Raw genomic sequence first — 12,598 nt, 5'->3', positions numbered from 1 at the left:
TAAAAACACAAATACACAAGAAAAGAGGTAATATGGCACTTGGCACATTGAGTTCGCTTGGACTTGGAAGCAAAGTTTTAAATCACGATGTGATTGACAAACTAAGGGAAGCTGATGAGGCTTCACTTATCAAGCCCATTGATAAAAAAATTGAGCAAAATGTTGAAAAACAAACCGAGCTTGTGGCTATTACCTCTGCTTTGCGTGATTTAAAATCTAGCACAAGTAAGCTCGGAGACTATTCTACTTATCTGGGACGCTCTAGTAATGTTATTGGTGATGCACTCAAAGCAAATATATCCACAGGTGTGCCCACACAAGATATTAAAATTGATATAGATTCTGTAGCAACTTCTGACATTAATGAAATAGGCTCAAAATATGAGAGTAGAGAATCTGCATTTAGCCAAAAAGATTCTGTATTAAAATTTCACCACAAAGGACGTGATTATAAAATTGATATTAAAGCAGGTATGGAATTAGGCGAGGTAGCACAGCTCATCACAGATACAACAAAAGGCGAAGTAATGGGAATCGTGATGAAAACAGGTGGCTCAAACCCTTATCAGCTTATGGTTAATTCAAAAGATACAGGTGAATCTTCCCGCATATATTTTGGCTCAACTGCAAGTGGCTCTGTCGTTCCCTCTGGTGCTTTTGCTCTTAATGATGGAGATTTAAACATTACGCTTAAGGACAAAAAAGGCATTGAGAAAACTCTTGCCATCAAACTTTCCAAAACTGCAACAGAATCTAAAACTCAAGATAACGCAGAAGCTCTTAAAGAAGCTATTATTGCTGCAATTAAAAATGATTCAGACTTTGATGGACTGCTTGATAATGATATTAATATCGGTATAGGGGGCGCAAATAGTGATGCGCTCACTCTCAATGATAGACGCGGTTATAGCATTGAACTTCAGGGTGCTAAAGCACAAAGTTTAGGCTTTGGCACAGAAAACAAAAACAATGGCAAAGAAGACTTAATGGTGGCAACTAAAAGTATAGGAGCAGGAAAACTTACAGGCACAATCAATATAGGCAGCGTCCCACTTGACCTTTCTACACTTACAAAAGAAAAAAATACATCTACCCAAAATGCACAAGCCATTGCCGAAGCAATCAATAATATCGCTGGAATCTATGGCTCTGTCAATGATGAGGGCAAACTTGTGATTAACTCCGATACAGGAGAAGTAAATATTTATGCAAATGATGACCCCCAAAGCAAAAAAGCTCTTGAGGATTTGGGCTTGAAAGCTGGCATAACGATGGATTATACCAAAACGCAAGAAGAGCTTTTTAAAATACGCAATGTTCAAAAAGCAGAAGATGCAAGATTTTCATATAATGGTATCTCAATGAAACGTCCCACAAATAATGTTGATGACATTGTCAATGGGGTTAATATTGAGTTTCTTACTACTACCGAACCGGGAAAACCTGCTGTGATTAGCATTACACGCAATGATGAAGAGATTATAGAAAATGTGAAGAAATTTGTTGAATCTTATAATGACCTTGCTTTAAAACTTGATGATGTTACACGTTATGACGAAGATTCTAAAATTGCTGGTGTATTTAATGGCAATAGCGATATTCGTATGATACGCCCTAGCCTTAATCGTATCTTTTCTACAACAATCCAAACAGAAACAGAACTCAAAGGACTTGCAAAATATGGGCTTTCTTTGAACGAAAAGGGTGTGATGAGCCTTGATGTGAGCAAGCTCCAAATGGCTTTGAGCTCTGACCCAGAAGGCACTCAAGAACTTTTCAGTGGGAGTATGAAAACGACAGAATTTAAAGAAGTGCGAATTGATGGCGTTTTTAAAAAATTTGATCAAGAGATTGATAGACTCTTAAATGGACCAAATGCACGGCTTAAAGTGCTTGAGGAAAGCCTCACAAAAGATGATAAAAAACTACGCGAAGATAGAAAAAAAGCAGTTGAACAGCTCAATACACGCTATGACATTATGGCACAGAGATTTGCAGCTTATGATTCTCAAATCTCTAAAACCAATAATGCCTTTAGCAGTGTTCAACTGATGATTGATCAATCCGTAGCTAAAAAATAAGGAGTAACCAATGTATGGCAACAATGCTTATAGTCTCTATCAACAAAATTCAGTTTCAGTAGAATCCCCCGTAAAACTTGTAGAAATGCTCTATGAAGGTATTTTAAGATTCTGTGCTCAAGCCAAGCGGCATATGGAAGCTGAAGATATTGAAAAAAAAATCTACTATATTAATCGCACTACTGATATTTTTACCGAGCTTCTTAATACGCTTGATTATGATAAAGGTGGCGAGGTAGCTGTATATCTTACAGGACTTTATACCCATCAAATCAAACTCCTTACACAAGCCAATGTTGCCAATGACACAAATAAAATTGACATTGTAATGAATGTGGCAAAAGGACTTTTAGAAGCGTGGCGAGAAATTAATCAAGATGAATTGGCTCGATAAACTTAAAGTCGCTCTACTTCGTGAAGATGACCAAGCAGCCTTTCTTCTTGTAAGTAACCTCCCACAGGATCTTCCAAATGCTCCACTTGAGACAAAGCTCCAAGCTCTTGAGTTGATTAAGCAAACTAAGATGCTCTTAGAAGCCAAACAACTTAAAACTAGAATCAATATGGAACAAATCAAAGCGGCAAAAAAATTTCTTGAAAATGCTAATTAATGGGGGGGGGGGTATAAAATAAATGTTTAAGTAATGCTTTTTGTAATGAATTTATGCAAAATATCCACATATACCTTGACTTAAGACTTAAAATTGTATAGAATGTGAGCGTTCAAAATTTAACATCAAGGAGTTTGTAATGAACAAGGCTGAGTTTGTAGATTTGGTTAAGAAAGTTGGTGACTACAACACAAAAAAAGATGCTGAACAAGCAGTAAATTCTTTTGTGGATGCTATCTCCAAAGCTCTTTCTAAAAAACAAAGTGTAGAGCTTGTCGGTTTTGGTAAATTTGAAACAGCTATTCAAAAAGCTAAAAGCGGCAAAGTTCCCGGGACAAACAAAACTTACCAAACAAAAGAAAAGGCTGTGCCTAAGTTCCGCCCCGGAAAAGGCTTGAAAGACCAAGTAGCAAAAGCTAAAAAATAAGTCTTTCTCTCTTTGCATAGCCTTTTGGGCTATGCCATCAATGCTTTTGAACTCTCCCTCACATTTTTTCCATTAATAATCAAGTTAATTTCTCTCGCAATAGGCGTATAAATATTTTCCCTTTGTCCTATTTCTGTAATTGCTTTTGCGGTAATCACACCTTCAGCTACTTCACCAAGCTCTTTAAGAATCTCATTGATTGCTTTTCCCTGCGCCAATCCAAGTCCTACACGATAGTTACGCGACATTGTAGAATTTGAGGTTAAAAATAAATCTCCAGCACCAGAAAGCCCCAAGAATGTCTCCATTTTTGCGCCAAAATGCTCTCCAAATCGGCTCATTTCTACAAGTCCTCGCGCAAGAAGAGAGGCTTTTGCATTCATACCAAATGCCAACCCATCACAAATACCTCCTGCTATGGCAATCACATTTTTATATGCTCCAGCTACTTCTCCACCCACCACATCAGGACTTACATAAGTTTTAATAAAATGTGGCATCAAAGTGCCAAATTCGCGACTTAACTCAAGATTGCGCGAATGAATGACAAGTGCGCAAGGCAAAGAATGCACCACTTCAGAAGCAAAGCTAGGACCGCACAAATAGGCGATACTTTTATGAGCAATGCGCTCCTCCATAATATCACTCACAAATGCACCACTTCCAGATTCTATCCCTTTGCTCGCACAGAGAATCTTTATCTCTTGAGGCAAATGAGCTACTGCTAACCATTCTCGCAACGCACTTGTGGCTATTGCCATAACAAAATACTGCGCATCTAATGCCTCTTTATGAGAAACTTGCATAATTGGTGCGCAATTTAATGCTACTAGACTTTGATTTAAAGGTTCAAGCAAAGGACCAATATCCCTGCGTGATATGATTCTTACCTCATTTTTTTCAGCCAATGCAAAAGCTAATGCTCTACCCCACGCTCCTCCACCAAACACACTTACTTTATTCATAATATCCTCACTTATTGTAATGAGCGTATTATATCAAAGCTCATTAAAACACATAGCTATATGTCAAAAAAACTTGTGTAGTAATTGCATAAAGGTTAGTATAGGAATTTGCTTGGGCGACATTTCTTACAACAGGCGCACCGACTCCTTGTGGAGATGATGCTAAAAGCGCATCGTTATTTGAAAGCTGCGTTTGCCTTAATGTAAGCACAATGCGATGAGATTTGAGGATAGTGAGAACCATACCAATGCTATTTGCCCATACAGGATACATTACTCTAGTGCCATAATCATAAGCATTTTCTTCGTAACGTTGTGCGTTATCATAAGTTTTGACTTTGCCCCCTCGCCTTTGTGAATCAATCTCTAAGATATTTGATACAAAAAAATTTAATTTTACACCCGCATTAGGCTTAAGAGAATAATTCAGCTCTATACCAACACCATACCGAGACATCGGTGCTTCAAATTCATTCAAATGAGTATTGCCCGTTTCAAGCTCAAACTCTGAATATCCCTCATTGGCGATGGTATTTGCCATAATTGAGAAATTTTTACTCACTTGAGCCTTTACTTTAGTATCTTCATCTTTATCCTTTTCTTCAACATTTTGAGTAGAAGAAAGCGTATGAGGTGCTACATCAAGCTTGGGAATCTGCAATTCTTCAGCACATATCAAACTTACGATACAGCCCATTAAGAATATTCTCTTCACTTTGCTTACTCCTCATTGTCTCAAATAAAAGATTCTAAAGGTTCTAACTAACCTATATATCGTCATCTCTAGCTCTATTTTGTAATAACATTTACTTTTGTTTTCAACGACATTATATAAAAATTTTTAAGAATTTATAAATATTTTATGCCTATTAGCCTATACTAGCACTTTATATTCCAATATTTCCACAACAAAAGGCTATTGAATGTCAGCGTATGAGACCATTATCGGATTAGAAGTGCATGTCCAGCTTAATACCAAAACAAAAATTTTTTGTGCTTGTGCGACAAGCTTTGGTGATGAGCCTAATAAAAATGTCTGCCCCACCTGTTTGGGACTACCCGGTGCGCTCCCTGTGCTTAATCGCGAAGCAGTCAAAAAGGCGATTTCCTTTGGCACTGCTATTAATGCGACAATTAACCAAAATTCCATATTCGCACGCAAAAACTACTTCTACCCCGATTTGCCAAAGGCATATCAAATCAGTCAATTTGAGATTCCTATCATCGGACGCGGCAGCATTGAAATTGAATATGAGAATCAAACAAAAACTATCGGTGTTACGCGTGCGCACCTTGAGGAAGACGCAGGTAAAAATATCCACGAAGAGGGATATTCAAAGGTTGATTTAAATCGTGCTTGCACACCTTTGCTAGAAATTGTGAGTGAGCCTGATATGCGGAGTTCTGATGAGGCAGTAGCCTATCTTAAAAAGCTGCATTCTATTGTGCGATTTCTTGGCATAAGTGATGCAAATATGCAGGAGGGAAGCTTTAGGTGCGATGCAAATGTTTCTATCCGCCCTAAAGGAGATTCCAAACTCTATACGCGTGTGGAGATTAAGAATCTTAATTCCTTTAAATTTATCCAAAAAGCCATTGAATACGAAGTAGAGCGGCAAATTGAAGCGTGGGAAGATGGCACATACAAAAGCGAAGTTGTGCAAGAAACGCGCCTTTTTGATACTACCAAAGGCATTACACGCTCAATGCGTGGCAAGGAAGAGGCAGCTGACTATCGTTATTTCCCTGACCCAGACCTTTTACCTGTGTTTATTGATGAGAATCTTATGCGTGAGGGACGCGAGATTCCAGAAATGCCTGATGAAAAACGAGCAAGATACATCAATACCTTAGGACTTAAGCCCTATGATGCAGGGGTGCTTACAGGTAGCCTTGAGCTTGCGCTATATTTTGAATCTATGCTTGCAGAGGGTGCAAGTGCCAAAGGTGCGCTTACTTGGCTTACCACAGAGCTTTTAGGAAGGCTCAAGGGGGAGAGCACATTGCAAACTTGTGGGGTGGATTCTAAAACTTTAGCTACGCTTGTCAAACGCATTGAAGAGGGCAAAATCAGTGGCAAAAGTGCTAAAGAAATTTTAGATGTGCTTGTGGTTAAGGGGGGCGATGTGGATAGCCTCATAGATTCTATGGGATTAGCACAAGTCAATGATGAGGGCGCAATACTCAGTGTGATAGAATCTGTGCTCAATGCCAATGCCGATAAAGTCGCGGAATACAAAAGTGGCAAAGACAAGCTCTTTGGATTTTTTGTTGGGCAAGTGATGAAAAGTGTTAAAGGCGCAAATCCAGCGAGAGTAAATGAACTTTTGAGGGAAAAATTAGGCTAAGGGCACAAATGTTTTTAATCATAGCAACCAACCCCATTGCGACCAACATTCATTAAAATAGCCACAGCATTTGTACCAAGCAAAATAAGAAACCAAGTTTTTCCCACAAAACCAAGTATTTTATTATGTGCCATAAAACTTAGGAGCAATACCAATGCAGAAAATAAAGGGATTGTCGCAAAGAGATAGGCTATATCAATTTCTGGTGGAAAATTTGAGCAAAGGGAATCTTCCGCATTATCTTTGCAATTAAAAGACCAATAATAAGTGCAGTAAAAACCTAAAGATTTTTCAAGACTTAAAAAACACATAAACATAAAGACAAGGTTAAGTGCGACACTTGAGCAGATTCTATACCATTTAAGCTGATACTTAGAATCTAGCCATTTTTTAAATATGATAGCAGCAATACACAATGCAAAAAGCGCAAGGAATTTGATATGTCCCAACAAAAGAGAATCTTGATTTATTTTTTCGCTCATTCTAAATATTTTAAGAATCTCCTCATCATATGCAAATGGTATGTGGATAAAATATAAAGGCAAAATGATGATAAGCGCGATGAAAATCTTTCTATTGTGCGTTGATGATTTCATTTGTACTCCTATGCTGCACTTGCTTATCTCGTTTTATTCTAACATAAAAATTTATTACAAAATCACAAAAACTTCTCAAAGCAGATTGTTTTTATCTTTAAAGATTTTAAAAATCCTCGCTAGCTTTATCCCTTAATATTTCCACTTCCCTTTTGGGTAAAAAGAGAGAAATTAAGATAAAATGATAAAATGATAAGAAAAAAGCAAAGGGGAGAGAATGCATTATAAGTTTATCAAATTGCAAGATTTTGTATCAAATTACAATCCACTTTATCCCACGCAAGAAACACTTGAAGGCTTTAAACAAAGTTTGGAAGTCTATTTTAAAGACATTGTAAAAGCGGTAGAAAACAAAGAATCAGAAGAGCACCAAAAGAATATTTTGCGTGATTTTTTAAAACAAACTTTTGCTTACGAGTGCAATACAAAAGGCAGAATTGACTTAGCCATTTATGAATATTCTACGCCAAAAGTGATTTTTGAAACCAAACCTTTAGCGCACAAAAAGATGAATTTATTGGGGGGGGGGGGCAAAACAACTTTAGATACAAACACCCTAGAGGACACTCCAAATATAATTCGTTTAGAATCCAAAGCCCTGTATGAATCTATCCTCTACTACCTGCGCGAAAGTCTTACACACAAGAATAACAACCTTAGCTTTATACTCCTAAGCAACACGCGCGATTTTTACTTCATTGACACAAAAGAGTTTGTCCAATTTACCAAACACAAAGACATTATAAAAGCCTTTAAAAACTGCGAACATAAAGAGGGCAATGACACAAGCACTCAAAAGTTTTATGATGAGCTAAAGTTGCTTTTGCCCAGCCTTGATTCCACACTTGCCTTTACACATTTTGCCCTTACGCAGAGCCTTTTAGCGGAGAATTTGCACACTTCTTTACTACCCCTTATCTATCAAGCCCTAAGCCCTGCTGTGCTTTTAAAGCGCAAAAGCTACATTGACGCAAGCACACTTAATGTGGGATTTTATAATGAACTCCTCTACATCTTGGGCTTAGAGGAGCAAAGGCAAAATGGCAAGGTGCTCATCAAAGCAAATGCAGCAAAAATACGCTCTTAGATACTCTATGCACAGCCTTTGCTTATGATAAACACAGCGATTTTGAAAATGCCTTTAAGCTCATCACCACTTGGAATAACCGCCTGTTGTTTTTGCGCCTTGTAGAATCTATGCTGCTCTCTTTCAAGCATATACAAAAGCCTTTTTTGAATGTGGATTGCCTCCCTACTTTTGCCACACTCAACACGCTCTTTTTTGAAATCCTAGCCAAAGAGGAGGGCAAAAGAGAAGCCGATGTCCCACAATCTTTAAGCTCTATCCCCTATCTCAACTCTAGCTTGTTTGATAAAACCCCCTTAGAATCACAAGGCAAGGAAATCGCGCGTTTAGATTCTAAACCTTTGGCACTCTATAAAGATTCTATTTTGTATAAAGACAAAGCTTTGTCAAAAAGTTTCAATCTCACTGCGCAAGATTCCACACTGCCGCTTTTAGAATATTTCTTTGCCTTTCTCCACGCTTATAATTTCACCACGACTGCACAAGATATTCAAAACCGCACCAAAATCAATTATGACAAGCTCATTAATGCTGCGGTTTTGGGACTTGTCTTTGAAAAGCTTAATGGCTATAAAGAGGGCAGTTTCTACACGCCTAGCTTTATCACAAGCTATATGTGTAAGCAATCCTTGCAAAAAATGCTGCTGCAAAAGTTTAATACTGCGAAAAATTGGCAATGTGCGGATTTGCAATCCCTTAAAGCCAAGATTGATAAGCTCGCAGATTCTAAAGAGGGATATAAGGGGAAGCAAATGCGATTTTTGATAGCATAAGGATTTGCGACCCAAGCGTGGGTAGTGGGCATTTTCTCGTCTCTGCCCTCAATGAACTTATTTTACTTAAATTTCAGCTAGGCATTCTCTGCGATGAACATTATGAGAGATTAAAAGACATTGCCCTTAGCATAGAAAATGATGAAATCCTTGTGCGAGATTCTCACAATGCGCCTTTTGCCTACACATTCCCCGCACACGAAAACATAGAATCGCATAAAATTCAAAAAGCCCTTTTTTACAACAAACGCAAACTCATAGAATCCTGCCTCTTTGGCGTGGATATTAATCCCAATTCTTGCGAGATAACAAAGCTGCGCCTTTGGATAGAGCTACTCAAATACAGCTTTTATAAAGATATAGCTAATAAGAGGCTAGAGACTCTGCCAAATATTGATATAAATATTAAGTGTGGGAATAGCCTTATTTCGCATTTTGACACTTATGAGTATGATAAAGACAAAGCCCCGCAAAGAGGTACTTTTGCGTGGTTAAAAAAGAAAGATTCTACATTTAGCAACAATTTTAGAGACAAGCTCCTGCGCTATAATAATTTGGTGCAAATGTATAAAGAAAAATTAGGCGATAAATCACAAATAGACGCAGAAATCAATGCACTCAAAGCCTATTTCAAAGACACACTTTTAAACAATGGCTACATAATGGAATCTTTAGAGAAACATTTAGGGGCATTTGTGCGCACCTATGGGGATTCTGTCTTTGACATTGAAACGCCCTTTGGTATGGAGATGATAAAGATTATTAGAAAAAAGAATGCAGAGAAAAAGTCCTTTAAATTCCAACCCACCCTAGAGGAGCTAGAGCCTAAGCCCATAGACAAAAAGGGGCAGGATTTACTTGCGCTTATCCACAAAGAATTTGAGACTTTAGAATCTCTGCGTAAAAGTGATACTTTTGAATGGCGATTTGCATTTCCTGAAGTGCTAGATTTAGAAACTTTTGAAGAAAAACAAAAGCGAGTGAGTGCAAATAATGCAATCAAAGCTACACAAAGCCAAAGAAATATGAAGAAAAAACCACAAGAGATTAAAGATACTTTTGGGGATTTCAAAGGCTTTGATTTGGTGATTGGCAATCCGCCCTATATTAGGCAACAAGAAATTACTTCCTTGAAACCACATTTAAAAAATTACAAATGTTTTGATGGAGCAGCTGATATTTATGTGTATTTTTTTGAATTAGCTTTCAAACTATTAAAGCAAAATGCTAGATTTACTTTTGTAACTTCTAATAAATGGGTAAAGGCGGGATATGGAAAATCCTTACAAAAATTTTTATTAGAAAAATCTTTTATAGAAAGCTATATTGACTTTAGTGGTGTTAAAGTTTTTGATTCTGCAAGTGTTGATGTCAGCATTATTGAGGTTAGCAATTACCAATATAAGCAAGAAATAAAATGTTGTGAAATCTCACAAGAGCAGATGAGTTCTTTTAAAAATGATGTAGAGACAATAATTTCCAATAACTATTTTCTAAAACCTCAATCAAGTCTAAATTTGGACTATTTTAGATTTGAAATGCAAGATAATGCAACTCATCTTATTTTTAAACTAAAATCTTTTCCTTTAAGATTCTCTAATATAGCTCAAATAGCCAAAGGTTCATCAACAGGGAATGATAAGGCATTTTTATTTGATTTTATTGCAAATGATAAAAATACCATAGAGGTAAAAAATGAGTTTAGGAGATTTCATATAGAAAAAGAAATTTTAGTGCCATTTTGCTATGGCGAGGATATTAAAAGGTTTGAATACTGCAAGGCAACAAAATATCTTTTGTATCCTTACGATAAAGAAAATATTTTAATACATAAACATACGCTACAAAACGATTATCCACTTGCTTATGAATATTTAGAGAATTTAAAGTCAGTTTTGCTCCAAAGAAAAATAGTTATAGACGAGCAAAATTATTATAAATTTTCAGCTTTAAGAAATGCTCATACTTATAGAACTGCTAAGATTATGATACCAGACTTACTAAATTATCCAAGATTTGGCTTTGATAATGTAGGAATGTTTCATAATGCAAGCATTCACAATGTAGCCTTAAAAGAAAACTATCAACAAATGGAAAAACTTATTTTAGGAGTCTTAAATTCTAAACTTTTTTGGTTTTTTATTGAAAAATCAAGCACAAAATTAGGTGGTAGTGCTATAAGACTTATGCCAATCTATATTGATTGTTTTAGTTTTCCCCACATCACTCAAGCAAACCAAAAAATCGTTGATAATATCATTGCTTTAGTGGATAGGATTTTAGAATCCAAGGCAAAAGATTCCACCTTTGACACTTCCACTTTAGAATCCCGCATTGATTCTTTGGTGTATCAACTCTATAGTCTCACCAATGAGGAAATTCAAATTATAGAATCCAAATAATGCTATAATAAATGAATTAATCATAAAGGAATGCAATGCTACTCAATGCAATCATAGAAAAAGATGAAAATGGTTATTTTGCCTATGTCCCAGCACTTAGTGGGTGTGTATCTTGCGGAGAAACCTATGAGGAGGCTTTGACTAATATCATAGAAGCCACAGAGCTTTATATAGAGAGTTTGCAAGAGAATGAGAAATACACGCTTTTAACAAAAAATTCGGCAATAGTTCCCATAGAAGTACAAATAAATGCCTGAATATCCTAAGCTCAATGCGAAAGAGGCAGAAAAAATCCTTTTAGAAAATGGCTTTGTATTTGCTAGGCAAAAAGGAAGTCATAAAATCTACATTAAAGGACATTTGAGGCAGGTTTTACCACATCATAGTGGCAAAATTCTACACCCTAAAATTATCAAACAAGTCTTTGAGATTATAGAAAAGTGATTCTCTAAAACCACAGATTCCACACTTGACGCTTCCGCTTTAGAATCCTACATTGATTGTTTGGTGTATGAGTTGTATAATCTTACCCGAACAGAAATAGGCATTATAGAATCTTAAATGTGCAATTATTTCTCACTGACACACACTTCTTAAAAATTGACTTTATTGATTTTAAGGAGGATACAATGGTTTTACACACATAACAAATAACGCTTCCGCTTTTAAAATTTCAAAAGTTAAAGGAATGCGCCAACCGATTTTTTGGGTAGCCTTTGCTTGTGTGCCCTCAAAACATATACACATACCGCAATGCTGACCTAGAATATCCCCAACCAAAGAGCAATTCAAGTTTATGTATCTGCTTATAAGTCAAGCTCCCGCCAATATGCCCCTCTAAATTAAACCCCCTATGTGTAAGAGGAATAGAATCAGAAGTAAAAACTTTAAAATGTCCTATATTAAGCCCTGCAAAAGCACCCCATACAAATGTATCTTGAGGATTAAAATCTATAATCCAATCTACTCCGACACGCGTATAGAAAGAATTACTAGAGGTTTCAGAACTGCTCCCATTTTGCATATCAAATCTATTATGCTTATACAAACCCCAATTTATGCCCACAATGCCCCGTATCCCTTGTCTAAAAGAATCAATATTTTGATAGGATTGTGTGAAGTAATACGCATAGCCTCCAATGATACCTGCGCTAAAATCCGCAATCCCAGCTCCTCCTAATTCCATTCCTACAAAAACTCCGCCGCTATCATACATATCAGAAGAATATGTCAAATCATCAGCAAAAGCCAAAGGAGCTACCACAAACGATAATAAAGCACTTAATTTCCTCATAAACCCTAACATCA

At 36.7% G+C, this 12,598-nt stretch carries 15 protein-coding genes; 10 read left to right on the top strand and 5 right to left on the bottom strand.

From position 1 onward, the window contains the following. The first annotated feature begins 32 nt into the window (after positions 1 to 32). The 4 genes from fliD (at position 33) to OQH61_RS04585 (ending at position 3,119) form a co-directional block, all read left to right on the top strand. The gene (gene fliD / locus OQH61_RS04600; RefSeq protein WP_266026121.1) at positions 33 to 2,081 is read left to right on the top strand and encodes a flagellar filament capping protein FliD; all 2,049 of its coding nucleotides are present in this window, start codon (positions 33 to 35) and stop codon (positions 2,079 to 2,081) included. A gap of 10 nt (positions 2,082 to 2,091) precedes the next feature. Then, entirely contained in the window at positions 2,092 to 2,475 is a 384-nt protein-coding gene (gene fliS / locus OQH61_RS04595; RefSeq protein ID WP_266026120.1) for a flagellar export chaperone FliS, read from the top strand. Continuing rightward, positions 2,459 to 2,692, top strand: coding sequence for a hypothetical protein (locus OQH61_RS04590; RefSeq protein ID WP_266026119.1), 234 nt, complete (start codon positions 2,459 to 2,461; stop codon positions 2,690 to 2,692). The genes fliS and OQH61_RS04590 overlap by 17 nt, the downstream gene beginning before the upstream one ends. Positions 2,693 to 2,831: 139 nt before the next feature. Beyond that, a complete protein-coding gene (locus OQH61_RS04585; protein ID WP_266026118.1) occupies positions 2,832 to 3,119 on the top strand; it encodes an HU family DNA-binding protein in 288 nt (95 codons plus the stop codon). Between the two features lie 29 nt (positions 3,120 to 3,148). Here the strand turns inward: OQH61_RS04585 and OQH61_RS04580 are convergent, their stop codons facing one another. Then, on the bottom strand, positions 3,149 to 4,084 hold the full coding sequence (locus tag OQH61_RS04580) for an NAD(P)H-dependent glycerol-3-phosphate dehydrogenase (protein ID WP_266026117.1): 936 nt from the start codon (positions 4,082 to 4,084) through the stop codon (positions 3,149 to 3,151). 43 nt (positions 4,085 to 4,127) lie between these two features. Next, positions 4,128 to 4,799, bottom strand: a complete 672-nt coding sequence (locus tag OQH61_RS04575; protein WP_266026116.1) for a hypothetical protein — start codon at positions 4,797 to 4,799, stop codon at positions 4,128 to 4,130. Between the two features lie 208 nt (positions 4,800 to 5,007). Between OQH61_RS04575 and gatB the strand changes: the two genes are divergently transcribed. Continuing rightward, positions 5,008 to 6,432, top strand: a complete 1,425-nt coding sequence (gatB, locus tag OQH61_RS04570; RefSeq protein ID WP_266026115.1) for an Asp-tRNA(Asn)/Glu-tRNA(Gln) amidotransferase subunit GatB — start codon at positions 5,008 to 5,010, stop codon at positions 6,430 to 6,432. A 14-nt stretch (positions 6,433 to 6,446) separates the two neighbouring features. Here gatB and OQH61_RS04565 read toward each other — a convergent pair whose 3' ends face one another. Beyond that, positions 6,447 to 7,028 (bottom strand): hypothetical protein, encoded by a 582-nt coding sequence (locus OQH61_RS04565; protein ID WP_266026114.1) that lies wholly within the window; start codon positions 7,026 to 7,028, stop codon positions 6,447 to 6,449. A gap of 217 nt (positions 7,029 to 7,245) precedes the next feature. On the opposite strand from OQH61_RS04565, the gene OQH61_RS04560 reads away from it, so the two are divergent. Then, positions 7,246 to 8,115: a hypothetical protein gene (locus OQH61_RS04560; RefSeq protein ID WP_266026113.1), complete on the top strand. Its 870-nt coding sequence runs from the start codon at positions 7,246 to 7,248 to the stop codon at positions 8,113 to 8,115. Between the two features lie 5 nt (positions 8,116 to 8,120). Here the strand turns inward: OQH61_RS04560 and OQH61_RS04555 are convergent, their stop codons facing one another. Next, the gene (locus OQH61_RS04555) at positions 8,121 to 8,246 is read right to left on the bottom strand and encodes a hypothetical protein (RefSeq protein WP_266026112.1); all 126 of its coding nucleotides are present in this window, start codon (positions 8,244 to 8,246) and stop codon (positions 8,121 to 8,123) included. 15 nt (positions 8,247 to 8,261) lie between these two features. On the opposite strand from OQH61_RS04555, the gene OQH61_RS04550 reads away from it, so the two are divergent. From OQH61_RS04550 to OQH61_RS04535, 4 genes are read left to right on the top strand one after another with little or no spacing between them, the layout of a single operon-like run. Further along, positions 8,262 to 8,888, top strand: a complete 627-nt coding sequence (locus OQH61_RS04550; RefSeq protein ID WP_266026111.1) for a hypothetical protein — start codon at positions 8,262 to 8,264, stop codon at positions 8,886 to 8,888. Between the two features lie 17 nt (positions 8,889 to 8,905). Further along, positions 8,906 to 11,290 (top strand): Eco57I restriction-modification methylase domain-containing protein, encoded by a 2,385-nt coding sequence (locus tag OQH61_RS04545; RefSeq protein ID WP_266026110.1) that lies wholly within the window; start codon positions 8,906 to 8,908, stop codon positions 11,288 to 11,290. Positions 11,291 to 11,325: 35 nt separating this feature from the next. Further along, positions 11,326 to 11,547: a type II toxin-antitoxin system HicB family antitoxin gene (locus tag OQH61_RS04540; RefSeq protein ID WP_266026109.1), complete on the top strand. Its 222-nt coding sequence runs from the start codon at positions 11,326 to 11,328 to the stop codon at positions 11,545 to 11,547. Next, a complete protein-coding gene (locus OQH61_RS04535; RefSeq protein ID WP_266026108.1) occupies positions 11,540 to 11,734 on the top strand; it encodes a type II toxin-antitoxin system HicA family toxin in 195 nt (64 codons plus the stop codon). The genes OQH61_RS04540 and OQH61_RS04535 overlap by 8 nt, the downstream gene beginning before the upstream one ends. A 286-nt stretch (positions 11,735 to 12,020) precedes the next feature. On the opposite strand, the gene OQH61_RS04530 is transcribed toward OQH61_RS04535, so the two are convergent. Beyond that, entirely contained in the window at positions 12,021 to 12,596 is a 576-nt protein-coding gene (locus tag OQH61_RS04530) for a hypothetical protein (protein WP_266026107.1), read from the bottom strand. Positions 12,597 to 12,598 lie beyond the last annotated feature (2 nt).

Source organism: Helicobacter sp. MIT 21-1697 (genome assembly GCF_026241255.1).
Taxonomy (GTDB): domain Bacteria; phylum Campylobacterota; class Campylobacteria; order Campylobacterales; family Helicobacteraceae; genus Helicobacter_C.
Note: the sequence above shows the minus strand (reverse complement) of the source record. Positions and strands in the feature narration are given on the sequence as shown.

Coding starts and splice junctions, on each gene's coding strand:
- fliD (WP_266026121.1), top strand. CDS start 33: ATGGCACTTGGCACATTGAGTTCGCTTGGACTTGGAAGCAAAGTTTTA.
- fliS (WP_266026120.1), top strand. CDS start 2,092: ATGTATGGCAACAATGCTTATAGTCTCTATCAACAAAATTCAGTTTCA.
- OQH61_RS04590 (WP_266026119.1), top strand. CDS start 2,459: ATGAATTGGCTCGATAAACTTAAAGTCGCTCTACTTCGTGAAGATGAC.
- OQH61_RS04585 (WP_266026118.1), top strand. CDS start 2,832: ATGAACAAGGCTGAGTTTGTAGATTTGGTTAAGAAAGTTGGTGACTAC.
- OQH61_RS04580 (WP_266026117.1), bottom strand. CDS start 4,084: ATGAATAAAGTAAGTGTGTTTGGTGGAGGAGCGTGGGGTAGAGCATTA.
- gatB (WP_266026115.1), top strand. CDS start 5,008: ATGTCAGCGTATGAGACCATTATCGGATTAGAAGTGCATGTCCAGCTT.
- OQH61_RS04565 (WP_266026114.1), bottom strand. CDS start 7,028: ATGAAATCATCAACGCACAATAGAAAGATTTTCATCGCGCTTATCATC.
- OQH61_RS04560 (WP_266026113.1), top strand. CDS start 7,246: ATGCATTATAAGTTTATCAAATTGCAAGATTTTGTATCAAATTACAAT.
- OQH61_RS04555 (WP_266026112.1), bottom strand. CDS start 8,246: ATGCTTGAAAGAGAGCAGCATAGATTCTACAAGGCGCAAAAACAACAG.
- OQH61_RS04540 (WP_266026109.1), top strand. CDS start 11,326: ATGCTACTCAATGCAATCATAGAAAAAGATGAAAATGGTTATTTTGCC.
- OQH61_RS04535 (WP_266026108.1), top strand. CDS start 11,540: ATGCCTGAATATCCTAAGCTCAATGCGAAAGAGGCAGAAAAAATCCTT.
- OQH61_RS04530 (WP_266026107.1), bottom strand. CDS start 12,596: ATGTTAGGGTTTATGAGGAAATTAAGTGCTTTATTATCGTTTGTGGTA.